The following is a 23,809-nucleotide window of genomic DNA, read 5'->3' as shown; positions in this document are numbered from 1 at the left end:
GCTCGTGCCGCGATCCTACCGAGATTCGGGACCTGGTTGAGGCAGACCTGCGGTGCGCCGCGTCAGCGGCGCCTTGAAGACGCACAGGAGTTTCCATAGAGCGCCCTCAAATGCTCCGCGGCGGGCGTTTCGGCGCTCGACGTGGCCGCCCAGAGGATCTGACCCCGTTACGGCTTCGCCGCGCACGAACGTGGGTTAGACGCGGGCGGCTTCAGCAGTATCGATCCATGCCAGTACGCGGTCTCGGTCGACTCCGGCCGCTGCGGCCAGCTGCTGGCCTGCAGTGGCGGGTGACAGCTCACTGCGCAGCTTGAGGGAAACAACGGCCAAGTCATACGCCACTTCACCCGATACCCCGCGCGGGTCGACAAGCTTCCAGCCAGCGGCGTCGCTGGTAAGGACATTCCATGTCGACGCGTCGCCGTGGCATAACGCTGGCTCGGCGTCTCTGACCAACTCATCGAGTATTCGCAGCGCGTCGCGTCGCTCCTCGATCGGAGCCGGCTCTCTCCACACGGGAAGCTCGGTCAGGTTGTCGTCCTCGAGGCGGTTCCGAAGCCAGTCGAAGACCGATGGCATACCGGGCTTGGGCGCCAGTTGGTTGCGCATTGCGGCAAACGGGGCCGCAAGTGCGTCCAGATCTACCGTGCTCCGGTCGGTGAGTGCGAGCGGCGTGCCCGGCCGTAATTCCTCCATGACCGTCCACAAGCTGGTTATCGACACGATCGTCTCGTGAATGGCTGGCGCGACGCCGAGGTCGGCCAGTGCGATGGCAACGTCGGCTTGCGTCCACGCATCCGGGTCCGGACTCGACCGGATGACCAGTCCACCGTTCGGGCTGTCAGCTGCGACAACGAACCCGTATCGCGCACGCATGACCGTCCGCGGTTTGGCGTCGTACATGTCGCAGATCTCGCGCAGTTCGATCGGTGCGGCGTCCGCCCACCGGCGTGCTCGCTCCGGCCACCGTCGCTCTACGCCGACGACAACGTCCTCGGGGACTTCAGGCCAGTCGACCATCAGGCGCGGTCGGCAGATGCGTGCATGGCGTCGACCAGCTCGGCCATGCTGTCAATGACAGCATCGGCACCCGCGGCGCTGAGCCGTTCCCGCTTGCCGGGCTTGTTGGCGTATCCGATCGTCGGCACGGCGGCGGCGTGGCCGGCCTCAATGTCGGTGGTGGAGTCGCCGACGAAGAGGGCCGCCTCCGGGGCGACGGCAAGCGAGCGGAGCGCGAGCCGCACGAGATGGTCGTCGGGCTTGAGCTGGCGGGGGTCCATGCCGTCGTACCGGCCGACGACCAGGTCGACGTGCTCGTCGAGCGCGTGCCGGTTGAGATAGGCGTGCACGGCTTCGGCGGCGTTGTTGCTGACGATCGCGACTCGGCGGCCAGTGCCGCGGGCGGCCCGAAGCACCGCATCGACCCCCGCGGTCGGTCGCGCGGTGGCGGCGGCGATGACCTCGGCGTCCCCGGCGGCGTCGGCAACGGCCTGGGTGAGCGCCGGGTTGTCCAGCGCAGCGACCTCGCGCAGAACCTGGAGCGGACTGTCTGAGGTGACCGTGGCGCCGCGATCTGCGGCGAGTGCGCACAGCTCCTCTGCCATGACCGGCGCTGGGTAGCCGGCGAAGAGCGCGCACACCGGGCCGTCGAAGTCGAGCATTAGCACGCGCGCGGCGGCGACCAGGTCGACGAGCCGGGAGGTCATGCGTCGGGCTCGCGGGCGATCGTGGTCCAAACGCTGTCGAACCAGGCGCGGGCCTGCTGCACATACAGCGCGGGCATGTCGTCGTCCTCGTCGCCGGTGGCGAAGTGGAAGAGCGGCACGTCCTTGCCCAGCACGTCGAAGATGGGCACCGATTGCTTGTCGATGGTGACGGTGTGCCGGACCACTGGATAGAAGCCGAAGAACGCCTCGGTGTTGTTGATGATGTAGACCTTGAACAGGGCCGCCGTGCCGTGTTGGCGGACCTCGGCCGTGGCGGACTGGACGAGCCCAAGGTCGCCGAGTTCGCGTACCGAGTCGGTGATCGCTTCGGCGTGGCGGCGGCTGATCCGGTCGGCACGAGCGCGCACCGCTGGGTCGTCCGGCTGCTCGTCGGCGCGTGAAGGGACGGCGGCGGGCTGGGAGTGGTCCGGGATCAGAATCCGGACGGCGATCGACTCGGGCGTGAGGCGACCGGCGCGGATCTTGTCGAGCGGTTCGGTCAGCGCTCCGTGCAGTGTCTCGCTGGAGAAACCGGCGAAGTCGATCGACACGTGCTTGCGCTCGAACGCCGCCTCGATATGGGGCCGCAGACCGACCGGCCGCTCCGTTTGGGCGCGAACGAACGCGCCGCTCCCCTGCCGGCTTACCACGAGCCGCTCGTCTCGCAGGATGCGCAGCGCTGACTTGACGGTCTCGCGGGCGACGCCGTACCGCTCCGCGAGCTCGTTCTGCGACGGCAGCCGCTCGCCGGGCTGGAAGCGGCGAGTCAGGATCGCGGCGCGTAGGACGTTGGCGATCTGCTGAGATGCCGGGCGCGGGTCGTCCGGGTCCAGGCCGTCGAGTGAGTCAGCGTTGGCGTTCACGCGCACAGCCTAAAGCCTGGCTAGCCAGGCTAGAAGTATCGGGCCGGACAGTCTTGCGCCGTACATAGAGGCAGCTCTAGGCTCAGATTTGACTAGCCAAGCTAGTCAAATCCGCTTCCGGGTTAGCGCTTCATCGGGCTCCACCCGGATCAGGCCGGCGCCGGGGCGGGTGGAGGCGTGAGGACTACCGCGATAACCAATCGTATGGATCCCATCTCCCGCCCGTCCCGGTGTCGCTCCACAACTCAGCTTCTGAGGAATCGCAGCGATCGGAGGCGTAACAGTGAGCGAATTGGTACACCCGCAATGGTGTGATCGGCAGCAGTGCAGCGCTGGCCGGAAGGGTGCCGCATGGTGCATGCATCGGTCCCAGCGGCTGCACGGGTCGTTCGACCCGGACACCGGTTTGTCGGTGGACGTGTCGCTGTGGAAGTTCGACGGCCGGCCGACCAACGTCCTGGTCGAGTTCCCCGGCGGCACTGGCGAGGGCAACGACCTCAGCCCCAGCCAGGCAACCGAACTGGTCGGGATGTTGAGGGATCTGCTATCGACGTGCGCGCCGGAGGAGTTCGACCCGTTGGCTTCACAAGCGGTCGAAGTCTCCCGGTGATGGTTGTCGGGTAGCGCGCTCGTGCCCATCACGCCCAACACGCCGAAGTACGCCGAGATCGTCAACGCGCTTCAGCGTCGGATCGAGCAGGGAACGTACCGAGTCGGCGACCTGCTACCGAGCGAATCGCAGCTCGTGCGTGAGTTCGGGGCGTCCCGGTCGACGGTCGTTCGCGCGCTGGAGTTCCTCCGTCAACACGGCTGGCTCGAAGGCGTGCAGGGGAAGGGCCGAATCGTCCTGCCTCGGGGCCACACCGGGGCGCCGATCGCGCCTGAGCGTGTCCGTCGACTGCTGCGGCCCGACACGTTCGCCGATGTCGAGCTGCTCGGCGTTGGGCTCGTGCGGGCGCCGGCGCACGTGGCGATCGCAATGTCGGTGCCGAGCGGCTCTCCGCTGATCGCTCGGCACCGACTGCTCACCGCGGCCGACGCCAGACCGGCCGCGGTGAGCGTGGCGTATCTGCCGGCGAACCTCGCCCAGGGTACGGAGCTGGCGGCGAAGGCCCTGCTCGTCGAAGGGCTCGTCGACTCCGTACGGCGCAGCCGGGGACTCGTCGCTCGTCATGTGGTGGAGCGACTCGGCGCACGGCGTCCTTCGACGCAAGAGGCGGCGGTCCTACAGACCGACCGGCAGCGATGCGCCGCGACGGTGCTGCTCACGGTCCTCGACGCTGCCGACCGGCCGCTGTTCGCCGTCGACACGATCGTTGCCCGGACCGTCGGCGAGCTGACCGCAACGTTCGCGCTCGCATAAACAACCTTCGCTCGAAGCTTGACTAGCCATGTTGGTCATGTCACGCTTGACTGACTTGGTTAGTCAAGTAACCAAGCTTAAGCAGCGGAGGGAAGCCAAGCGTGGTACCCAACTCGATCAAAATCCCCGTGCCGTTCGAGTACGTGTTCCCGAACGGGGCGCTGTTCCTCAGCGTCGACAAGCTGGTCGACTTCGACCGGCTCCGCGAGGACGACAACCAGGCGCGCGACGAGCACGGGGTGCGCCTGTGGGTCGTCAAGGTGATGGACCAGGACCCGGAGGCCGGCAAGTTCGGCCGCTCGACCGAGGTCAAGGTCAAGATTGCTGCGCCGCATCAGCCGGTGCCGCCCCAGGGCATCGACCTCGGCGGGTTCACGGTCACGCCGGTGGCGTTCACCGACCTGACCGTGACGCCGTACAACGACTCGACCGGCTGCAAGGGCGAGCGTAAGCCGCACAAGTGCCGCGCTCGGCTGGCGTGGTCGATCCGGGCCGGCGCGTTGGTGGCGCCGGGCGAGATGGCCCGCACGGTCCCGACGGCGGCCTGAGCACAAACAACGCGACGGGGGCGGGCTTCCTCCGGCAAGAGTTCCCCGCCCCCGCGCTCAACCCCGAACCCCTTACAGGAGAGGCTGTAATGGCCAAGGTAGTTCACGCTGCCCGGATCACGGCACCCGACGGCGCGATCTGGCGGACGTGCTCCGACTGCGGGCAGCTCACCGCACTGCCCCAGAATGTCGAGCGCTGCACCAACTGCGGCGACCAGGCCGCGAAGAGCGGCGGTCGGCGATGAAGACCAAGCGTGCAACGGTCGCGACGCTCGCCGGACCGGCGATTCGCACGGCCCGCGACATCTACACCACCGTGCCGAGCGACGCGGTGCGGGTCGCCGCGCTCGTCGACATCGCCGGGGCGGCTGCGGCGCTGGCCCGTACGGTCGTCAAGCTGCGCCGGCTCGACCCGGATCTGATCGCCCCGCACGTGGCCGACCGCACCGACCTCCGCGCAGTGCTAGGGCGCGGCCAGTGGCTGCCAACGATGCTGCGCCACATCGGCCCGCCCCCGGCGACCGCCGCCGCGGCGGCCCCTGCGGTGCCGATGGCCCGGTCTGTTCGGCGTCGGGTCTCGCGCCGGCGACCGGCGCCGGCCGGACAGGGCGCGCTGTTCACAACCGTCGACGGGCGGGGGTGACCGTCATGCCGCTGGTCAACGTGATCCGGGGAGAGCGCATCGAGCCGGCCCCGTTCAACATCCGCACTCCGTACATCAAGGTGCCGCTGTGGCTACTGCTGGCCGGCTGGACGGTCAAGGCCAGCGTCCGCCTCGTCGTCCTGGCGGTGCGGCACTGGCACGTCAGCGGGCCGGCGCTCCTGCTCGGCTGGCTCTACCTGCGCTATGGCTGGGCAGGTCCGGTCGGCCTGGTCGGCGGGGTCGTCGCGCTGGCGGTCGGCTGGTGCCTCGGGCATCGCCCGACGTTCGAGCGGTTCGCCTGGTACCCGGTGCTGTCGCGCTGGCGGCGCTGGTCGTACCGGCGGCAATGGCTGCCGGCGATGGCGACGGCCAAGCTGTCGGTCAGCTTCGACGGCCAGACCGTCGTGCCGGTGCTCAAGCGGGTGCGCTGCAACGGCGTGGCCGACGAACTGACCGTCCGCATGGTCACCGGGCAGATCCCCGACGACTTCGCCAAGGTGTCGGAGCGGCTCGCGCACACGTTCGGGGCTCGCGCGTCGCGGGTGTCGGCCGGTTCGCGTCCGGACCTGGTGACGGTGACGCTGCTGCGCGGCGACCCGCTCACCGAGACGGTCGCACCGTTCCCGGTGGTCCCCGTGCCGGACTTCACGGCGCTGCCGCTGGCCCGGCGTGAGGACGGCGAGACGTACACGCTTCGGCTGTTCGGCACGCAGGTGCTCGTCGTCGGCGCCACCGACGCCGGGAAGGGCTCCGTTATCTGGTCACTGCTGCAGTCGCTCGCCGGGGGCATCGCCTCGGGTCTGGTGCGGGTGTGGGCGTTCGACCCGAAGGGCGGCATGGAACTCGGCGCTGGCCTGCCGCTGTTCGCCCGGTTCGCCTGCGAGGACTTCAAGGCGATGGCCGACATGCTCGAAGAGGCCGTTGCCACGATGCGCGAGCGAACCGCTCGCCTGCGCGGCAAGACCCGCCAGCACGTGCCGACCGTGGCCGATCCGCTGTACGTCATCGTCATCGACGAGCTGGCCGCGCTCACCGCGTACCTGACCGACCGGCAGACCAAGGACCGCATCAAAGCCGCGCTCGGTGTGCTGCTCACCCAGGGCCGCGCGGTCGGCGTCCACGTCGTCGCCTGCCTGCAAGACCCGCGCAAGGAAGTCCTGCCGTTCCGCGACCTGTTCCCCACCCGGATCGGGCTGCGGCTCACCGAAGAGGCGCACGTCGACCTCACCCTCGGCGAAGGCGCCCGCGACCGGGGCGCGCTCTGCGACCGGATTCCCCGCAGTGCACCAGGCGTCGCGTACGTCGTCCTCGACGGCGACCCGACCCCCATGCGGGTGCGGTTCTCGTACCTCGACGACGACGCGATCACCGAACTCGCACACGACTACGGCCGGCTGCGCGCCGTCCCGAACGGAGGTGTGGCATGAACGCTCGTGCCTGGGCCGCCGCCCGCAACCTTGCCGCCGCGCTGCGCGGTGGGCACACCGAACGTACGACGACGCGCCGCCGCTGGTTCGGGGCGGCGCGGGCCTGCCCCAGCTGGTGCGCCTCGGATCACCGGTGCACCGCCCAGCACGGCTACTCCGGGGGTGAGCACCGGTCAGAGCCCCTGGTGTGGCGCACCGACTACGGCACGCTGATGGCAAGCCGGGTCGAGACACTCAGCCGGGCTGGACACGTCGAGCTGCGCCTGTCGGTGCGGCTCGACAGCGACGACCAGGTCGCCGCGCTCCAGGCGCGCATGCTCACGGCCGGCGTCGACCTGGCGGCCTCGGCGATCCTCGCCGCTGCCAAGGAGACCGGCCGGCCCGCGCTCCGGGCGGCCGGATGACCAGGGAGCGCGCCGAGTCCGGCGCACAGGTGCTCATCCTGCTGGCCGTGGCCGGCATGGCGGGTGCTGCTTCCTTCACCCACGTCCACGACTGGACCATGCACAACTCGCCCGACGGCACCGGCGACTGGTTCGGCTGGGCCAACGCGATGGTAACGGAGTTGATCCCGCTCGCCGCCGGCCTGGAGGCTCGTCGGCGGCGACGCCGGGGCATCCCGGTCGGCCGATACCCGGTCGCGCTCATCATCGGCGCGGTCGCGCTGTCCCTCGCCGGTCAGTTCGCAGAGGCGAAGCCGGGCGTGTCCGGCTGGCTCATCTCGGCCGTACCGGCGCTCGGCTTCCTCGCGCTCATCAAGCTGGTCCTGTCCAGCCCGGCGGCGCCGGCCTCACCCACGCCCACCGAACCCGAACCGGCGCCGGTCATCCCGGTGAGCAAAGACGCCACGCCGACACCCGTAATCCGGCCGACAACCGCGGTGCTGCCGGTGTCGCCGACCGCATTCGCCCGAGCCAACGGCAGTGGTCCCCGGTGACGGTGGTCCACGAGGAGATTGCGGCTCGGCCCGGCTCACGCGCCGCGCGGTTCGCCATGCCCCGGGCGGTCGACGCGCTGCGCCAACTCGCGCAGGACTACGGCGTGTGCATCCGTCCGGTCCTGCTGCGCCGCACCGACCTCGGCACCGGGCAGACCGAAGTGATCGACCTGCCCTGCGGCGCCACCCGCGAGGACAAGTGCCCACCCTGCGCCAAGCGGGCACGGCGGCTACGTCAGCAGCAGTGCCGGGAGGGCTGGCACCGGCCGGACGAACCGCTCCCTGAGCCGGATGAGCCGACCGACGAACAGCGGGCGCTGATCGTGCTTCGGGCACACTTCGTCTTCGAGCGGGGCCGCGCCGAAGCGGCGGCCGAGTGGGACCAGGTCGCCGAGCTCGAAGCGGCGATCGTCGAGCTTGACCAGGCGATCACTGAGTCGGGCATGCGGGGCCGGCTCACACCGGTTGGCAAGAGCCCGGACGGCGAGCCGAAGCCGGAGCGGCGGGTCCGGTCGACCAAGCGGCGGCAGGATGCCCCGGACCTGCCCCGGCTCAAGGTGCTGCCCAAGACGGTCGGCCGGACCTTTGAGGGCCGCGACGGGCAGGTGTTCCAGCCGTCCACGTTCCTGACGCTCACGCTCGACAGCTATGGCCGCGTCCGGGAGGACGGAACTCCGGTCAACCCGAGCACGTACGACTACCGCCGCGCTGCCTGGGACGCGGTGCACTTCCCGGCGCTGCTGGATCGCTTCTGGCAGAACGCCAGGCGGGCGGCGGGCTGGTCGGTGCAGTACTTCGGCGCCGTCGAGCCGCAACGCCGGCTCGCGCCGCACGCGCACTTCGCAATGCGCGGCACGATGCCGCGGGAGCTGCTGCGCCGGATCGCGGCGGCCACGTACCACCAGGTGTGGTGGCCTCCGGTCGACGTGGTGCGCTACGACGAGCACGACGCGCCCATCTGGGATCCGGACGGCGGCGGGTACGTCGACCCGGACACCCGGGCGCCGCTGCCCACCTGGAATGAGGCGCTCGACCAGGTCGACGCCGACCCGGACGCCGAACCCGTCCACGTCGCCCGGTTCGGCCCGCAGGTCCACGCGGAAGGCGTCCTCGGCGGCACGCCGAAGGCCGACAAGCTCATCGGCTACCTGACCAAGTACCTCACCAAGTCGGTCGACGCCTGCCACCAGGCCGAGACCGACCGGCAGCGCGCTCACCTGGAACGGTTCTGGCACGAGCTGCGGTACACGCCGTGCTCCGAACGGTGCGCCAACTGGCTGCGGTACGGCGTCCAGCCGAAGAAGGCGCGGCCCGGCCAGCATCCGGGCAAGTGCAAGGCCAAGGTCCACCAGCGCGCCACCCTCGGCATGGGCGGCCGGCGGGTGCTCGTCTCCCGCCAGTGGTCCGGCAAGACCCTCGCCGACCACAAGCACGACACCCGCGCCTGGGTCCGCGCGCTGCTCGGCATCTCTGACGCCCACGACCAGGTCCCCACCGTCGACGGCGAACCGGGCAAGCCGGCGCCGGTCGCCTGGGAGATGGCCCGGCAGGACGACCCCGACGTGCCGCCGCTGCAACACCGGCTCCTGCGCGCCATCTCGGCCCGCATCCAGCAACGCGCCGAACTCAGAGCGGCGATCGAGGCGGCCCGCCACGGCCCGCCGGTTGTTTCGGCAACCAGCCACAGCGAGGAACCCACCCACAAGGAGGCTCCATAGTGGACGACCTGCTGACCGTGGACCAGGCGGCACAGCGGCTCAACACCACTCCCCGGTTCGTCCGCCGGCTCATCGAAGAGCGGCGCATCCCGTACCACAAGCTCGGCCGGCACGTCCGGATCGCCTCCGGCGACCTGGCTGCCTACGTCCATGAGAGCCGAGTCAACGCGGCTCGGTGTTTCGGCAACGATCGGAGGGCAGCCTGATGGCGGCGAAGCGACGGCACTTCGGACGGGTCCGCAAGCTCCCATCCGGCCGGTACCAGGCGCGCTACCCCGGCCCGGACGGTGTGCTCCGGCCAGCACCGCAGACCTTCGAGCGCAAGAAGGACGCGGAATCGTGGCTGTCGCGCAAGGAGACCGACATCGCCCGCGGCGACTGGCTGGACCCGGACGCCGGCAAGGTCCGGCTCGGCGACTACGGCGCGGCCTGGATTCGCGAACGGCCGTCGCTCCGGCCGCGAACCCTGGTGCTGTACGAAGGGCTCCTGCGGCTGCACATCGTGCCGGCGCTCGGCGAGCTGGCGCTGTCCGAGATCACCACGCCGCGCCTGCGGCGCTGGCGCCGCGACCTGCTCGACGCCGCCCTCGGCCCGGTGACGGTCGCCAAGGCGTACCGGCTGCTGCGGGCGATCCTCAACACCGCCGTGACCGACCGGCTCATCGCGACGAACCCCTGCCAGATCCCAGGCGCCGGCCAGGAGAAGAGCGCCGAGCGGCCGGTCGCCACCCTCGAACAGGTCTTCGTCATCGCGGCGAACGTTCCGGCAAGGTACCGGGCGCTCGTCCTGCTGGCCTGCTTCAACAGCCTGCGGTGGGGCGAACTGGCAGGACTGGCGCGGCGGCACATAGACGCGAAGTCGGGGACGATCGTCGTCGAGCGGGCGGTCGTCGAGCTGACGGACGGCTCGCTCCACTTCGGCCCGCCGAAGTCCACGGCCGGCGTGCGGGTGGTGACCGTACCGGCGGCGATCCTGCCGGAGATCACGCACCACCTCGACGAGTACGCGGAGAAGGGTCCGGACGGGCTGCTCTTCGTCGGCCCGAAGGGCGGCCCCCTGCGCCGGTCGAACTTCCAGGATCACTGGACGAAGGCCCTCACCGCGGCCGGCGTCGAGAAGATGCACTTCCACGACCTCCGCCACACCGGGAACACCTGGGCGGCCGAGACCGGCGCGACCCTGCGCGACCTCATGGACCGGATGGGGCACGCCACGACCCGGGCCGCGCTCATCTACCTGCACAAGTCGGCGGGCCGCGACCAGGTCATCGCCGACCGGCTCAGCCAGATGATCGAGCAGTCCAGAGCCCCGAAGGACGACGAAGACGACGACGGCCAGGCGGGCGCGCTCGTCCCGGTGGCGAGCTGAGGGGCACGCAGGGGGCACGCTCACCCGGCAGAGATCAGAACGACGACGGCCCAGGTGCGGCGATCATGCCGTCTACCTGGGCCGGAGCGTGTGGAGCGGGTGAAGGGAATCGAACCCTCACTGTCAGCTTGGGAAGCTGATGTTCTGCCATTGAACTACACCCGCGAGCGACGCCTACTGTACCGAATCCGCGGCCGCCGCGCACGGACCATTGTGCCTTGCTCTTGGGATGTGGTCCGGGCGGGCCTTCCAGACCGTCCGCGTGGACGTGGCCGGAGCCTCGTGGCGGACCAGCATTGCCAGGTCAACCGTCAGCTCGTAGAGCTTCCAGTCCACCCCCGGCGCGGCCCGCATCTCCCGGGCCAGGCGGGCGATCACCGAGTCCGAAGTCACCCGCCAGGCTCGCCCCGACAGGTACGCCTCGTCGTCGGAGTCCGTGCCGGGGAAGCTGTGCAGGGAGTAGCGGCCGTCGCGGTCCAGGTCGTGGCGTTTCGGCGACGGCAGGACGAAGCAGAACAGCGCCTCGTCCGTGATCACCGGGGAGACCGGGTGGATCCGCGGGCCGCCGTCGGGGCGCACCGTGGCGAGGTAGCCCAGGCCCGGACCATACTGGCACACCAGCGTGCGGATGGCCGTCGCCAGCAGTGGCTCGGCCGCGGCGAAGTCTGCCCACGTTGCCATACCCAAAATGTACTCGAACGCATGTTCGATTATGCCGAGTTTCACGAAAGAGCACCCACGTGACCGCAGCCGACGCGTTGATCGACCTCCTTCGCCGCTTCAACGTCGAAGCCGACCGGTTTGTCGACGTGTTCACCCGGGCGCACGGGCTGCACCGCACCGACATGAACGCCGTCGCGCACATCTGGCGGGCCGCGGAGAACAGCGAGCCGCTCACGCCCGGCGAGCTCGCGAAACGCCTGTCCCTCAGCCCCGCCGCGACCACCGCACTGCTCGGGCGGCTCGAGCGGGCCGGCCACATCGGGCGCGTCCACGACACCGAGGACCGCCGCCGCGTGTACCTCGAAATGCTGCCGCCGGCCCGGGAACTGGCCCTGGCGTTCTTCACTCCGCTGGGCGAGCGGCTGCGCAGCGCGTTCGCGGAGTTCGACGAGGAGGAGCTCGCGGTCACCGAACGCGTCCTGACCAAAGTCCTCACCGCGACGACGAACGCCGCCGACCAGGTCACGTAAGGTCGTACAGTGCTGCTCTCCGACCGCGACCTCACCAAAGAGCTCGAAGACGGCCAGTTGACGCTGTCACCCTTCGACCGGGCCCTCGTCCAGCCGTCGAGCATCGATGTGCGGCTCGACCGGTGGTTCCGGGTGTTCAACAACCATCTCTACACGCACATCGATCCAGCGGTACAGCAGGATGAGCTCACATCGATGGTCGAGGTCGACGACGGCCAGCCGTTCGTGCTGCACCCCGGCGAGTTCGTCCTGGCCTCGACGCTGGAGGTCATCACGCTGGGCGACCAGCTCGCGGGACGGCTGGAGGGCAAGTCCAGCCTCGGGCGGCTCGGCCTGCTCACCCACTCGACCGCCGGCTTCATCGACCCCGGCTTCTCCGGACACGTGACGCTGGAGCTGTCAAACGTCGCCAACCTGCCGATCATGCTCTGGCCGGGCATGAAGATCGGCCAGCTGTGCATCTTCCGGCTCTCGTCACCGTCCGAGCACCCGTACGGCTCGGCGGTCTACGGCTCGCGATACCAGGGCCAGCGCGGCCCGACCCCGAGCCGCTCGTGGCAGAACTGGCGCACCTGGCCCACGCAGTAACGCGCAGCCTCCGCGTCGATCTTGCAGTTGTGGTGCCTGACAAAGTCGGACATTCAGGGAGTGTCTCGGCACCACAACTGCAAGATCGACGCGGAGAAGGCGGCGGCGGGGAAGGCGGCGAACGATGGCGGGCGCCCGTGCATGCAGAAGGGCGGGTCCGAAGACCCGCCCTTCTCATCACAGCAGCGATCAAACCACGCGGCCGAACCCGTTGATCGGCCCGTCGTCGATCTTCTTCATCCGCACCCGGTCGCCGGATGTCGGTGCGTGGACCATCCAGCCGTTGCCGACATAGAGGCCGACGTGGTGCCGGTCGCTGTAGAAGAACACCAGGTCGCCGGGCTTGAGATCGGCCCGCGAGACGCGCTTGGTATCCGAGTACTGCCAGGCGGTGTAGTGCCGCAGCGAGTAGCCGACCTGCTTCCACGCATAGAGCGTGAGGCCGGAGCAGTCGAAGCTGTTCGGGCCCTCGGCCGCCCAGATGTACGGGTCGCCGATCTGCTGGCAGGCGACCTGCGCCGCCTTCGCGCCCGGGCTGCCGTCATACGACTGCGGGCAGGCCACGGGGCGCAGGTTGCCGAGCCCGCCGGTGCCCCCATACGCCTTGACGCGCATGTCGTTGAGCGTCTTGATCTCGGCGTTGATCGTCTGTTCCTTCTGGGCCATCGCGGCCTCTTGCTCGACCTGCTTGGCGATCAGCTCGTCGAGCGGCTTCTTCTGCTCGTCGAGCGCCTTCTTGGCGACGAGCACGTCCCGGACCTTGGCCGCCTCGTCCTTCGCCATCATGTTGAGCATCATCAGCTGCTCGGCGAAGGTGTCGGGCGACCCCGTGGTCATCAGCGCGTTGAAGCTGGAGAAGCGACCGGTCTTGTACTGCATGACCGAGAAGCTCGACACCCGCGTCAGCGTCTCGTCGACCCTGGCCTGCAGCGGCGCGATCTGGTCCTGCAGTTGCTTCTGCTTGGTCTTGTTGGCGTTCAGCTCACCCTTGAGCTGGTTGTGCTGCTCGATGACCGGCTCGATCTCGTTCCACTTCTGGTCGATCTGCGCTTCGAGCTCGGCCGGCGTCGGATCCGCGTGCGCGAGTCCGGTGACACCGATGGCGAGCGACAGACCTCCGAGAGCGGCGGCGAGAATGCGGACCAGGCGCTTCGTCAACCTCAGATGGCTGTCCACCGAGGAGCTGCTCCTTCTTCCAAGGCCGCCTACCGGGTTAGCTGACGGGTTCGGACGGGAAGGTCGCCCTACCGCGATCAGTCGCGGATTCACCCCGATTGGACACGTGGGTCCCCGGCTCGGATATCGACTCGGCGGTGCCGTCTGGCGCGACCGTGGTGGGCGCGGACATCCATCCGACGAGAATTCACGTTATGGCGGCGAGACCAAAGGTTCAAGCCACTGTCCGATTTGTTCCTAAAGTCACGCGCCCCGAGTGACGAACACATCATCAATTGCACCCACGAACTGATCGTTGTTCGCGCTGGTTCCCTTACCGCCAATACAGAGGGGATCCGAGTTCGCTATCGACAGTGACGAGGGAATTGCGGTCCGGCCCACCACGATGCCGTCTACCGCCACCGTGAGCAGGGAGTCACCGCGCGAACACTCGACCCGGTGCCACCGACCGTCGGCCACGGTGCGCGATGCCAGCGCCACGTGGATGGCCGGCCCGGCATTGCCGACAATCACACAGCTCGGCCGTCCGGCCGCGCCGTCGACCTGCAACTTGAACTGACTGTCACCGACCGAGAACCCTTTTTGAACGACATTGGCGCCCTTGGAAGTTTCCGAAGACTTGACGAGGATGCTCGCGCCGTACGAGAACGGAAGCCTGCCGGGATTGAGAAAGTCCGCCGGCCCGCTCTGCAAGATGGCTCGCGCACAACTCTCCGCACCGTAATGCTCACACCGCGGCGGAAAGCGCACCGCGAGTCCGCCGTCATGCGGTACGGCGGTGATCGTCCCGCCCTGCGCACGCCGCACCCGCAGCGGAAGCCGCCCGCCCGTGTCGGCGATCGTGCCGTCCGAGCCCCCGTCGAAGCCTTCGTCGAAGTCGAAGCTGTATCGCAAGCCCCCGGGGTCAGCGCCGCTCGACCGCGCCGCCGACGGCTGCGGCAGCGCGCCGACGCCGGCCGAGGCGGCCGGATGCGGCGAGCCGGTGACGTCGGCCGTGACGGCGTCGGGCGGCCGCTCAGCCGGCCGCCGCGCGGCCCAGACAGCGACCGCGATCAACACCGCGAGCGCGCCGCACAACGCGACCCGCAGTCGCAGAAACCGCATAACGGGCCATTGTGCCGAGTGCCGGACGATCGGGACAGGCGATCAGCGTGCGGTTCCAACCGTCGAGTGATACTCGTCCTGGACCGGCTCGCCGACGACGGCCATGAGCACGTCGTCGAGCGTCACCACGCCGATCGGCACCCGCCCGTCGCTCACCAGCACGATGTGCTGCCGCTCGCGGCGCATGGCCAGCAGCAGTTCGGCCAGCGTGCGGGTGGGCGGCACGATGCCGAGCGGCCGGATCAGGCCGGCCGGGATGGGCGCCCGCCGCTGCGGCCCGACGAACCCAATCACGTCCTTGACGTGGACGAACCCGAGGACCCGCCGGGAGGCGCGGTCGACGACCGGGAAGCGCGACCGGTTCGTGCGGGTGGCGAGCACCTCCAGCGACGCCGGCGACACGTCCTCGGCCACCGTCGTGACCTGCGCCCACGGCCGCAGCGCGTCGCGGGCCGTGCGCCGGCTGAGCGCCAGGGCGCCGGCGATGCGGGCGTGCTCCTCGGGCGCCAGCAGCCCCTCGGTCGTCGCCTGCGCGGCCAGGCCGGCCAGTTCCTCGGCGGTGAACACGGTCTTCACCGCGCCGGTCGTCTCGATCCGCCACAGCGACAGGATCGTGCGCGACGCCCACTTCATCGCCACCAGCACCGGCTTGGTGGCCATGCAGAACGCGTACATCGGCGGGCCGAGCCACAGCACCGCCCGCTCCGGCGACGCGAGCGTCAGGTTCTTCGGCACCATCTCGCCGACGACCGTGTGGGCGAACACGACCACGCCGAGGGCCAGGACGAACGCCACCGGGTGGATCAGCTGCTCGGGCATGTGCAGCGCGTGGAACGGCCCCTCCAGCCCGTGGGCCAGCGCCGGCTCGGCGAGCGCGCCGAGGCCGAGCGAGCAGATCGTCACGCCGAGCTGCGCGCCGGCGATCATCAGCGGGATCTCGTTCATCGCGCGCAGCCCGATCCGGGCCCGGCGCGAGGTGGCGGCCATCGGCTCGACCACCGTGCGGCGCGACGCGATGAGCGCGAACTCACCGGCGACGAAGAACCCGTTGCCGAGCAGCAGCAGGACCGTGATCAGCAGCTCAGTCATCGACCGCCTCCGGGCGCACGACCCGCACCTGCTCGATGCGGCGCCGATCCACCTCGACGACGGTGAACTCCCAGCCGTCCTCTTTCCACGTCTCGCCGACCGTGGGGATGTGGCCGAGCCGCGCCATGAGGAAGCCGGCCAGCGTCTCGTACGGACCCTCCGGCACCCGGAAGCCGGTCAGCTCCGCCAGCTCGTCCTCCCGCAGTACGCCATCGACCAGCAACGTCCGCTCGTCGCCGGGCGCGGTCAGGTCGGGCATGCCGTGGGCCGTGGTCGGCTCGTCCTCGACGTCGTGCTCGTCGGCGATCTCGCCGACCAGCTCCTCGACGAGGTCCTCGACGGTGACCACGCCGTCGGTCCCGCCGTACTCGTCCACGACGATGGCGAAGGAGGACCCGGCCTTGCGCAGCGCCTCGAGCACGCCGTCGAGGTCGAGGCTCTCCGGCACGAACACGGGCTCGCGCGCCACCGCGCCGACCTTGGTCGTCGGGCGGCGCACGGGCGGGACGCCGAGCGCGTCCGTGACCGTGACCACACCCGTGACCTGATCGAGGGTCTGCACGTAGATGGGATACCGGCTGTAGCCCGTCTGCACCGAGGTCGCCAGCAGCTCGGCGACGGTCGTGTCGGCCCGCAGCGACACCACGTCCACGCGCGGCGTCATCGCCTCGGCCGCCCTCTTGTCGCCGAAGCGGATCGTGCGCTGCAGCAGGACCGCGGTCTCCTTCGGCAGCGCGCCCGCCTGGGCCGAGATCGCCGCGAGCAGCCCGAGCTCCTCCGGCGACCGGGCGCTGGCCAGCTCCTCCTGCGGCTCGACGCCGAAGCGGCGCACCACCCAGTTGGCCGTGCCGTTGAGCGCCCCGATCAGCCACTTGAACAGCCGGGAGAACATCCGCTGCGGCCCGGCGGTCGCCCGCGCGACCGGCATCGGCTTGGCCAGCGCCGCGTTCTTCGGCACCAGCTCGCCGAACAGCATCGAGATCAGCGTCGCGATGAGCAGCGCGAGAACGTGGCCGGCGGTCTGCGTCATCCCGCCGAAGATCGGGCGAATCACCGGCTCGAAGATGTGCGCCAGCGCCGGCTCGGCCAGGTAGCCGGCCAGCAACGCGGTGATCGTGATTCCGAGCTGGGCGCCGGACAGCTGGAACGACAGCTCGCGCAGGGCCTGCCGGACCGTGCGCGCCTTGCGGTCACCGGCGGCCGCCTGCTGGTCGATCTCGGCCCGGTCGACGGTCACGAGCGCGAACTCGGCGGCGACAAAACCGGCGTTCGCCGCGGTGAGCAGCGCAAACGCCAGCAGGGGCAACAGTGTGGTGAACATGGTCCCTTCAGGTGTCCGCCGAATTGTTCCACGTGAACCCTCGGCCCGCTGAAGGCGCCTCGACCTGCGGTTCGGACCCAGCGATCGTACCTTTGAAATCATGGACCGACCGACGCTCGCCGATGAGCTGCTGCTCATCGCCTACGACGACGAAGAGGGCTCGGCCATCGCCGGCGCACCGGCCCTCGACTACGGCCTCGCGGCCGCGCTGCTCATCGAGCTCGCGCTGGCCGACCGGGTCGAGTTCGCCGGCGGCCGCCTGACGGTCCGCGACACGACGCCGACGGGCGAGCCGTTCGCCGACCGCGCGCTGGCGACCATCGCCCGCGAGGAGCACCCGCGCAAGCCCGGCGAGTGGCTCCAGCGGCTCAGCCGGACGCTGCGCGAGGACCTGCTGGCCTCGCTGGTCAACGCCCGGGTGCTGCGCCGCGAGCAGGGCCGGGTGCTGTGGGTCTTCCCGGTGACGCGCTACCCGGCCGGCGACCCGGCGCCGGAGCATGCCGCCCGGGCGGCGATGCGCCAGGCGGTCCACCAGGGGCCGGTCGATGCCCGTACCGCCGCACTCTGTGGACTCGTGGAAGCCACGGGCCTGGCCCGCGCCGTCGGCCTGCCGGCCGAACGGCTGAAGGCGGTCGCCGACGAACGCTGGGCCGCCGACGCCGTGCGCAAGGCGGTCGCGGAGGTCCAGGCGGCGGTCATGGTCGCCATCTCCGCCGCCACGGTCGCGACCACCGTGTCCACGATGCCCGGTTCGGCCTAAGGCCTGTTGCATAACTGGCCTTAGAAGGATCACCCTCCCACTTTCGGGGGCTGTGCGGCGTGGTGAGCGGCGCGGATGCTGTTGGCAACACAGCACCCCCCAGGGAGGGCCGATGGCAGCGGCGCTGATCGGCGCCTGTATCGCGCTCGTGGCCGGCGTGTTCGCGGGCAGCGCGGGCACCCGGGCGAGACGGGCCCGGCTCGACTACCGGCGCACGAAGGCCCTCATCCCGGCCGCGCGCAAGGTGGCCTGGGCCGAGAGCCTCCGCGGGCTGAAGTTCATCGCCACCGCCGGGGCGGTGCTGATCGCCCTGGCGATGGTGATGAACGTCATCGGTCAGCGCTAAGCGCTCAGTGCTAGGAGCGCACCGCCCGCAGCAGCACCGACGCCACGTCCACGACCTCGACGTCGTCCGGGGCCGCACCGGCCGACTTCTTGCCGGTCACGCCGTCGCCCAGCATCGTCAGGCAGAACGGGCAGGACACGGCGACCGTCTTGGCCCCGGTCGACAGGGCCTCCTCGACCCGCTCCACGTTGATCCGCTTGCCGATCCGCTCCTCCATCCACATGCGGGCACCGCCGGCGCCGCAGCAGAAGGAGCGCTCGGCGAACCGGTCCATCTCGACCAGACCGTCGGCCGGAGCGGCGACAGCACCGAGGACCTCCCGCGGCGCGGCGAACACGCGGTTGTGGCGGCCGAGGTAGCACGGGTCGTGGTACGTGATGGATCCGTCCAGCGGCTGGACCGGGGTCAGTTTGCCCGCCGCCACCAACTGGGCGAGCAGCTGCGTGTGGTGGATGACCTCGTAGTCGCCGCCCAGCTGCCCGTACTCGTTCTTGAGCGTGTTGAAGCAGTGCGGGCAGGTCGCCACGATCTTCTTCACGCCGGCGTCGTTGAGCGTCTCGACGTTCTGCTGGGCCAGCATCTGGAACACGAACTCGTTGCCGATCCGGCGGGCCGGGTCGCCGGTGCAGGTCTCGCCCTGCCCGAGGATCGCGAAGCTGACGCCCGCCTCGTTGAGCAGCGTCGCCACCGCGCGGGTGGTCTTCTTGGCCCGGTCCTCGAAGGCGCCGGCGCACCCGACCCAGAAGAGGTACTCGAAGTCGCCGCCGTCGGCCACGTTGGGCACCTCGAAGCCGAGGCCCTTCGCCCAGTCGTCGCGGGTCGACTGGGCGGCGCCCCACGGGTTGCCCTTGTTCTCCAGGTTGCGCAGCATGACGCCGGCCTCGGTCGGGAAGTTCGACTCGATGAGCACCTGGTACCGCCGCATGTCGACGATGTGGTCGACGTGCTCGATGTCGACCGGGCACTGCTCCACGCACGCGCCGCAGGTGGTGCACGACCACAGCACGTCCGGGTCGATGACGCCGTTCTCGTCCACGCCGCCGATGAGCGGCCGCTCGGCCTCGGCGAGCGCCAGGACGTCGATCTTGGCGAGCTGCTCCTGGGTGGCCTTCTCGTCGCCGGTGAGCGTCTTGCCGCCCCCGCCGAGCAGGTACGGCGCCTTGGCGTAGGCGTGGTCACGGAGGTTGAGGATCAGCAGCTTCGGCGAGAGCGGCTTGCCGGTGTTCCAGGCCGGGCACTGCGACTGGCACCGCCCGCACTCGGTGCAGGTGGTGAAGTCGAGCATGCCCTTCCAGCTGAACTGCTCGACCTGCGCGACGCCGAACTGGTCCTTCTCCGGGTCGGCCTCCTCGAAGTCGAGCGGCTTGCCCTCGCTCGTCATCGGCCGCAGCCCGCCGAGGCCGGAGCCGGGCCGGCCGGGGGTGCGCTTGAAGTAGATGTTGAAGAATGCCAGGAAGCGGTGCCACGCCACGCCCATCGTGATGTTGCTGGCGATGACGATCACCCAGGCCATCGACACGATGATCTTCACCATGGCGATCAGGCTGACCGCGGCCGGGCTGGCCGGCAGCAGCGCGCCGAGGCCGTGACTGACCGGCGCGGCCCAGACCGGCCACTCGAGCGTGTCGTTGGCCGCCTTGAAGCCGCGGATGAAGAACCCGCACAGCAGTACCGCGAGGATCGTGTACTCGACGTAGTACGCCTGCCACATCGTCGACCCGGTGAAGCGCGACCGCCGCTCGGGGTTGCTCGGCAGGTTGCGCAGCCGGATGCCGATCAGGACGAGGATGCCGACGAAGCCGAGCACCCCGATCCACTCGGTGACCAGGCCGTAGACGTTCCAGGCGCCGATGAGCGGCAGCCCGTGGTCGGGCAGGGCGACCTCGAAGTACGCCTCGAGCACCAGCGACGAGAGCGCGATGAATGCGATCATCACGAACCAGTGCGCCGCGCCGACGACGGTCCAGCGCAGCATCCTGGTGTGACCCAGGGTCTCGGCCAGCATCGTCTTGAAGCGCAGGGCCCGGTCGCCGACGCGGGTCGGGTCGGGCTGGCCGAGCCTTACGACGGAGAGCATGCGCCGCACGGTGCGCACGACGAGGACGACCGCGACGACGGTGATAGCCGCCGCCACGGCCGTGGCGACGATCTGCACTGGGCCCATGCGATGCCTCCAACGCGCTGCGGTGCCGAAGCTCTGTTTGACCTTAGACCCCTTGTTACCCGTGAGTAACGTGAAGTTGGTCGCAGCAAACGCTAGGACACCGGCGGCGAAAGCTGGATGGCGACACCGCAAGTTGTGACACATTCGCCCCCTCGCGGCCGAGGGGGCGAATCGTCAGGTCAGCGCCACTTGGAGAAGACGGCGAGTGACGCCACGAGGAAGCCGAACCCGATGGCCAGGTTCCAGTACTCCAGCTTCGCCAGCGCGGAGAAGGCCTCCACGTCGAAGAAGCCCTGCGTCAGGTAGTACGTCACCAGCCAGGCGATGCCGATCACGACAAAGCTCACCGCCAGCGCGGGCACCCACACCGGGCTCGGGCGCCGCCGGGCGGCCACCGTTTCCTGCGGGCGCAGCTCCGCCGGCGGCGTGTAGACCTTCTTCTTACGAACTGTCGACTTCGGCACGGCGCTCTCCTGGAGGGGTCGTCTGGCCAACACTATCCATGTGACGCCGCCACCTCCGCCAGCGTCGGCCTGAATAATGTTCTGCGACTAGCGTAGTCAAGTCGGCACGCGCGCGCGGGGAGGGGTCGTGGTGGAGTACACATCCGGCGGCTCCTCGTGGTCGCGGGCGGTGCGCCGGCTCGGTCGCGCTATGCTCCCGCGCCGTGACCGGAAGCGAAGTTTCGCCTGGTCAGTGCTCACGCCGGTGGTGCTCGCCGTGGCCGGGATGCTGTTCTCGCTGTCCGCCGCGACCGCCCAGGGCACCGATCTGCGCGAGGACCGGCGGCCCGAGCTGACCAACCTGATCAGCGGGCGCAAGCAGGAGATCGCCGCCGCCCGCGAGCGGGCCGCCCGGCTGCGGGCGGAGATCGACGAGCAACAACAGCAGCAGGCCGGGGCCGACAGCCAGGTGGACGAGCAGCGGCGCCGCGGCAACGACCAGCAGGCCGCCGCCGGGCTGACCGCCGTGCACGGCCCGGGCCTCGTGGTCGTCCTCGACGACGCGCCCCGCCGCCCCGACGGCAGCCGCCCGGCCGGCGCCACGCCCGACGACCTCGTGGTCCACCAACAGGACGTCCAGGCCGTGGTCAACGCCCTGTGGGCCGGCGGCGCGGAGGCCATGACACTCATGGGCGTCCGGGTTATCGCCACGAGCGCGGTACGCTGCGTGGGCAACACCCTGCTCCTCGACGGGCAGGTCTATTCGCCCCCCTTCGAGATCGCCGCGATCGGCGAGCAGGCCCGCCTGCAGCGCTCGCTCGACGATGCCGAGGGGGTGCGGTTGTTCCGGGAGGCCGCCGACACCTTCGGGCTCGGCTATCAGGTGCGTTTGGAGGCGGACGTGCAGGCCAAGGCATACGACGGGTCGACCGCGCTGCACTCGGCCCGCGCCGGGTCGTAGGCCGATGGACCATCGCCCCCGCCACCGGGCCCTCGACCAGGACGACATCGAGACGCGTCTCATCCCGCGCGTGCCGCCCGACGACCCGACCGCCATCATTCCGCGCTTCGACCGCCCCGCGAAGCGGCAGGTGCTCCAGGAGGCGGCGACGACCGTCCTCCCGAAAGTTACAACCCCTCACGAGACGCCGGCCGCGCCGGACGACGAACCCCGCACCGAGAACGGTGTCACGATCGTCCCCCTGCGACCGGTCCGGACCGAGAAGGGTTATCGCAGCGTGTACTCCGAATACACGAGGACCACGGCCGGCTCGGTCGTGCGCGCGGTCAGCCGCGGCACGGGCGAGCTGCTGATCACGTTCGGCCTGATCGTCCTGCTGTTCGCCGCCTATGAGGTCTGGGGGAAGTCGGCCATCGTCGACGCCCACCAGGAGGACCTCAACCGGCAACTGGAGCAGCAGTGGGCGCAGCCGCAGGCCACGCCGACGGTCGCGCCGTCCGGCCCGCCGGCCCCGGTGGCCAAGCCGGCCAACGGCGCCGTCATCGCCTCCGTGCACATCCCGCGGCTCAAGAAGAAGTGGGCCGTGGTGCAGGGCGTGACCCCGGCCGACATCCGGTATGCGCCGGGCCACTACCCGGACACCGCCATGCCCGGCCAGATCGGCAACTTCTCCATGGCCGGTCACCGCACCCCGGCCATCTGGTGGGACCTCGACCGGATGAAGCCCGGCGACCCGGTGGTCGTCAAGACCGGCGAGACCTGGTACATCTACCGCGTCACCGGCAACGAGATCGTCCTGCCGACGGCCGTGCAGGTGGTGGCGCCGGTGCCCGACAAGCCCGGCGAGACGCCCACCAAGGCCATGCTGACCATGACCACGTGCAACCCGAAGTTCAACAACTACCAGCGCCTGGTCGTGCACGCCGAGCTCGCCCGCAGCCAGCCCGTCGCCGACGGCGACCCCGCCGAGCTGGAGGGCTGAGCCGCATGTACGCATGGATCTGGCGGCACATCCCGTTCCGGCAGTGGCAGCTCAAGGCGCTGGTCTCGCTGGTGCTCCTGGGCGCCGTCGGCGCCCTGCTGTGGTATCAGCTGTTCCCCGCCGTGGAGCCGCTGCTCCCGTTCGACGACGTCCAGGTGGAGACCACCGTCCCGCCGGACGAGACCGTACCGACGACACCGCCGTCGACGGCGCCGAGCGCCACCGCCACCGCCCCGCAAGTGCTACCGAGCTAGGACCCCCACCAGTGCGCGTGCTCGTCATCGACAACTACGACTCGTTCGTCTTCAACCTGGTCCAATACCTGGGCCAGCTCGGCGTCGACTGCGACGTCCGGCGCAACGACGAGATCACCCTGCGCGAGGTCGGCGCGGCCGACCCGGCGGGCGTGCTGCTCTCGCCCGGCCCCGGCACGCCGGAGCGCGCGGGCATCTGCATGGACGTCATCAGGGAGTTCGGCGGAAAGCTGCCCATCTTCGGCGTCTGCCTGGGCCACCAGGCGTTCGGCGCCGCCTTCGGCGCGACCGTGACCCGCGCGCCGGAGCTGCTGCACGGCAAGACGTCCCTGGTCAGCCACACCGGCCAGGGCGTGCTGGCGGGCCTGCCCGACCCGTTCATCGCCACGCGCTACCACTCGCTGGCGGTCGTCGAGTCCACGCTGCCCCCGGAGATCGAGGTCACCGGCCGCACCGAGTCCGGCGTGGTCATGGCGATGCGCCACCGTGAGCTGCCGATCGAGGGCGTCCAGTTCCACCCCGAGTCGGTCCTCACCCAGGGCGGCCACCAGATGCTGGCGAACTGGCTGGCGACCTGCGGCCTGCCCGAGGCTCTCGACCGGGCTCCGGACCTGGTCGCCGAGGTGGAGGCCCGCCGCATCGCGGCCTTCGCGTAAGGATTTCTGGGACTCGGGTCCGCGCAAGGCGCGACCGTCGCTCCCGCCAGACACCGCTCGTGGGGCCGGTCCATCAGGGACCGGCCCCACGGACGCTGCCATCGCCGTCGCGGCAAGAGCCCGCGGGCTCCTGCCCGCGGCTCGCGCGGTCCGACCCCCACGGCGGTTGACCTTGGTGAGTTTCGGTCGCCCTGGCGA

28 protein-coding genes, 1 tRNA gene and 1 riboswitch are annotated in these 23,809 nt (G+C 70.1%); of the genes, 18 read left to right on the top strand and 11 right to left on the bottom strand.

The window, feature by feature from the left end:
• Positions 1-195: 195 nt before the first annotated feature.
• The 3 genes from IEZ31_RS30235 to IEZ31_RS30225 are packed head-to-tail and all read right to left on the bottom strand — an operon-like array spanning position 196 to position 2,569.
• Positions 196-1,020: an aminoglycoside phosphotransferase family protein gene (locus IEZ31_RS30235; protein ID WP_190253415.1), complete on the bottom strand. Its 825-nt coding sequence runs from the start codon at positions 1,018-1,020 to the stop codon at positions 196-198.
• Positions 1,020-1,706: an HAD family hydrolase gene (locus IEZ31_RS30230; RefSeq protein WP_190253414.1), complete on the bottom strand. Its 687-nt coding sequence runs from the start codon at positions 1,704-1,706 to the stop codon at positions 1,020-1,022. Before IEZ31_RS30230 ends, IEZ31_RS30235 begins: the two co-directional genes overlap by 1 nt.
• Positions 1,703-2,569, bottom strand: a complete 867-nt coding sequence (locus IEZ31_RS30225) for a winged helix-turn-helix domain-containing protein (RefSeq protein WP_190253413.1) — start codon at positions 2,567-2,569, stop codon at positions 1,703-1,705. Before IEZ31_RS30225 ends, IEZ31_RS30230 begins: the two co-directional genes overlap by 4 nt.
• 412 nt (positions 2,570-2,981) lie before the next feature.
• On the opposite strand from IEZ31_RS30225, the gene IEZ31_RS30220 reads away from it, so the two are divergent.
• From IEZ31_RS30220 to IEZ31_RS30175, 10 genes are all read left to right on the top strand, one after another.
• Positions 2,982-3,179 (top strand): hypothetical protein, encoded by a 198-nt coding sequence (locus tag IEZ31_RS30220; RefSeq protein ID WP_190253412.1) that lies wholly within the window; start codon positions 2,982-2,984, stop codon positions 3,177-3,179.
• 21 nt (positions 3,180-3,200) lie between these two features.
• On the top strand, positions 3,201-3,932 hold the full coding sequence (locus tag IEZ31_RS30215; RefSeq protein ID WP_190253411.1) for a GntR family transcriptional regulator: 732 nt from the start codon (positions 3,201-3,203) through the stop codon (positions 3,930-3,932).
• 101 nt (positions 3,933-4,033) lie between these two features.
• Positions 4,034-4,480: a hypothetical protein gene (locus IEZ31_RS30210; RefSeq protein ID WP_190253410.1), complete on the top strand. Its 447-nt coding sequence runs from the start codon at positions 4,034-4,036 to the stop codon at positions 4,478-4,480.
• Between the two features lie 241 nt (positions 4,481-4,721).
• Positions 4,722-5,123, top strand: a complete 402-nt coding sequence (locus IEZ31_RS30205; RefSeq protein ID WP_190253409.1) for a hypothetical protein — start codon at positions 4,722-4,724, stop codon at positions 5,121-5,123.
• 5 nt (positions 5,124-5,128) lie between these two features.
• On the top strand, positions 5,129-6,550 hold the full coding sequence (locus IEZ31_RS30200; RefSeq protein WP_190253408.1) for an FtsK/SpoIIIE domain-containing protein: 1,422 nt from the start codon (positions 5,129-5,131) through the stop codon (positions 6,548-6,550).
• A complete protein-coding gene (locus IEZ31_RS30195; protein WP_190253407.1) occupies positions 6,547-6,954 on the top strand; it encodes a hypothetical protein in 408 nt (135 codons plus the stop codon). Before IEZ31_RS30200 ends, IEZ31_RS30195 begins: the two co-directional genes overlap by 4 nt.
• Positions 6,951-7,487: a DUF2637 domain-containing protein gene (locus IEZ31_RS30190; protein ID WP_190253406.1), complete on the top strand. Its 537-nt coding sequence runs from the start codon at positions 6,951-6,953 to the stop codon at positions 7,485-7,487. Before IEZ31_RS30195 ends, IEZ31_RS30190 begins: the two co-directional genes overlap by 4 nt.
• A gap of 56 nt (positions 7,488-7,543) precedes the next feature.
• A complete protein-coding gene (locus tag IEZ31_RS30185; RefSeq protein WP_229835993.1) occupies positions 7,544-9,205 on the top strand; it encodes a replication initiator in 1,662 nt (553 codons plus the stop codon).
• Positions 9,205-9,411: an excisionase family DNA-binding protein gene (locus IEZ31_RS30180; RefSeq protein ID WP_229835986.1), complete on the top strand. Its 207-nt coding sequence runs from the start codon at positions 9,205-9,207 to the stop codon at positions 9,409-9,411. The genes IEZ31_RS30185 and IEZ31_RS30180 overlap by 1 nt, the downstream gene beginning before the upstream one ends.
• Entirely contained in the window at positions 9,411-10,574 is a 1,164-nt protein-coding gene (locus IEZ31_RS30175) for a site-specific integrase (RefSeq protein WP_190253404.1), read from the top strand. The genes IEZ31_RS30180 and IEZ31_RS30175 overlap by 1 nt, the downstream gene beginning before the upstream one ends.
• A 91-nt stretch (positions 10,575-10,665) precedes the next feature.
• Here IEZ31_RS30175 and IEZ31_RS30170 read toward each other — a convergent pair.
• A tRNA-Gly gene (locus IEZ31_RS30170) sits at positions 10,666-10,739 on the bottom strand.
• A 9-nt stretch (positions 10,740-10,748) separates the two neighbouring features.
• Positions 10,749-11,255, bottom strand: coding sequence for a pyridoxamine 5'-phosphate oxidase family protein (locus tag IEZ31_RS30165; RefSeq protein ID WP_190253403.1), 507 nt, complete (start codon positions 11,253-11,255; stop codon positions 10,749-10,751).
• A 59-nt stretch (positions 11,256-11,314) separates the two neighbouring features.
• On the opposite strand from IEZ31_RS30165, the gene IEZ31_RS30160 reads away from it, so the two are divergent.
• Both IEZ31_RS30160 and dcd read left to right on the top strand, forming a co-directional pair.
• Entirely contained in the window at positions 11,315-11,767 is a 453-nt protein-coding gene (locus tag IEZ31_RS30160; protein ID WP_190253402.1) for a MarR family winged helix-turn-helix transcriptional regulator, read from the top strand.
• Between the two features lie 9 nt (positions 11,768-11,776).
• A complete protein-coding gene (dcd, locus tag IEZ31_RS30155) occupies positions 11,777-12,355 on the top strand; it encodes a dCTP deaminase (protein WP_190253401.1) in 579 nt (192 codons plus the stop codon).
• Between the two features lie 189 nt (positions 12,356-12,544).
• On the opposite strand, the gene IEZ31_RS58935 is transcribed toward dcd, so the two are convergent.
• From IEZ31_RS58935 to IEZ31_RS30135, 4 genes are all read right to left on the bottom strand, one after another.
• The gene (locus tag IEZ31_RS58935; protein WP_190253400.1) at positions 12,545-13,531 is read right to left on the bottom strand and encodes a C40 family peptidase; all 987 of its coding nucleotides are present in this window, start codon (positions 13,529-13,531) and stop codon (positions 12,545-12,547) included.
• 11 nt (positions 13,532-13,542) lie between these two features.
• A riboswitch (cyclic di-AMP (ydaO/yuaA leader) is annotated at positions 13,543-13,678 on the bottom strand.
• A 96-nt stretch (positions 13,679-13,774) separates the two neighbouring features.
• The gene (locus IEZ31_RS30145) at positions 13,775-14,635 is read right to left on the bottom strand and encodes a LamG-like jellyroll fold domain-containing protein (RefSeq protein WP_190253399.1); all 861 of its coding nucleotides are present in this window, start codon (positions 14,633-14,635) and stop codon (positions 13,775-13,777) included.
• A 42-nt stretch (positions 14,636-14,677) separates the two neighbouring features.
• Positions 14,678-15,724, bottom strand: a complete 1,047-nt coding sequence (locus IEZ31_RS30140; RefSeq protein ID WP_190253398.1) for a hemolysin family protein — start codon at positions 15,722-15,724, stop codon at positions 14,678-14,680.
• Entirely contained in the window at positions 15,717-17,045 is a 1,329-nt protein-coding gene (locus IEZ31_RS30135; protein ID WP_190253397.1) for a hemolysin family protein, read from the bottom strand. Before IEZ31_RS30135 ends, IEZ31_RS30140 begins: the two co-directional genes overlap by 8 nt.
• Positions 17,046-17,145: 100 nt before the next feature.
• Between IEZ31_RS30135 and IEZ31_RS30130 the strand changes: the two genes are divergently transcribed.
• Both IEZ31_RS30130 and IEZ31_RS30125 read left to right on the top strand, forming a co-directional pair.
• Positions 17,146-17,805, top strand: a complete 660-nt coding sequence (locus tag IEZ31_RS30130; protein ID WP_190253396.1) for a GOLPH3/VPS74 family protein — start codon at positions 17,146-17,148, stop codon at positions 17,803-17,805.
• A gap of 112 nt (positions 17,806-17,917) precedes the next feature.
• Entirely contained in the window at positions 17,918-18,151 is a 234-nt protein-coding gene (locus IEZ31_RS30125) for a hypothetical protein (protein WP_190253395.1), read from the top strand.
• Positions 18,152-18,161: 10 nt separating this feature from the next.
• Here IEZ31_RS30125 and IEZ31_RS30120 read toward each other — a convergent pair whose 3' ends face one another.
• Together IEZ31_RS30120 and IEZ31_RS30115 are read right to left on the bottom strand one after the other, a co-directional pair.
• Positions 18,162-20,315 (bottom strand): (Fe-S)-binding protein, encoded by a 2,154-nt coding sequence (locus IEZ31_RS30120; RefSeq protein ID WP_190253394.1) that lies wholly within the window; start codon positions 20,313-20,315, stop codon positions 18,162-18,164.
• Between the two features lie 179 nt (positions 20,316-20,494).
• Positions 20,495-20,779, bottom strand: coding sequence for a cell division protein CrgA (locus IEZ31_RS30115; RefSeq protein WP_190253393.1), 285 nt, complete (start codon positions 20,777-20,779; stop codon positions 20,495-20,497).
• Positions 20,780-20,909: 130 nt separating this feature from the next.
• On the opposite strand from IEZ31_RS30115, the gene IEZ31_RS30110 reads away from it, so the two are divergent.
• Genes IEZ31_RS30110 through IEZ31_RS30095 form a run of 4 tightly spaced genes read left to right on the top strand, consistent with a single transcriptional unit; the run spans position 20,910 to position 23,611 of the window.
• The gene (locus IEZ31_RS30110) at positions 20,910-21,719 is read left to right on the top strand and encodes a DUF881 domain-containing protein (protein WP_190253441.1); all 810 of its coding nucleotides are present in this window, start codon (positions 20,910-20,912) and stop codon (positions 21,717-21,719) included.
• A 4-nt stretch (positions 21,720-21,723) separates the two neighbouring features.
• Positions 21,724-22,701: a class E sortase gene (locus tag IEZ31_RS30105; RefSeq protein WP_190253392.1), complete on the top strand. Its 978-nt coding sequence runs from the start codon at positions 21,724-21,726 to the stop codon at positions 22,699-22,701.
• A gap of 5 nt (positions 22,702-22,706) precedes the next feature.
• The gene (locus tag IEZ31_RS30100; RefSeq protein WP_190253391.1) at positions 22,707-22,955 is read left to right on the top strand and encodes a hypothetical protein; all 249 of its coding nucleotides are present in this window, start codon (positions 22,707-22,709) and stop codon (positions 22,953-22,955) included.
• Positions 22,956-22,966: 11 nt separating this feature from the next.
• The gene (locus IEZ31_RS30095) at positions 22,967-23,611 is read left to right on the top strand and encodes an aminodeoxychorismate/anthranilate synthase component II (RefSeq protein ID WP_190253390.1); all 645 of its coding nucleotides are present in this window, start codon (positions 22,967-22,969) and stop codon (positions 23,609-23,611) included.
• The last annotated feature ends 198 nt before the right edge of the window (positions 23,612-23,809 follow it).

It is taken from the genome of Dactylosporangium sucinum (genome assembly GCF_014647515.1).
Classification (GTDB): domain Bacteria; phylum Actinomycetota; class Actinomycetes; order Mycobacteriales; family Micromonosporaceae; genus Dactylosporangium; species Dactylosporangium sucinum.
This window is presented reverse-complemented; position numbering and strand designations above follow the sequence as displayed.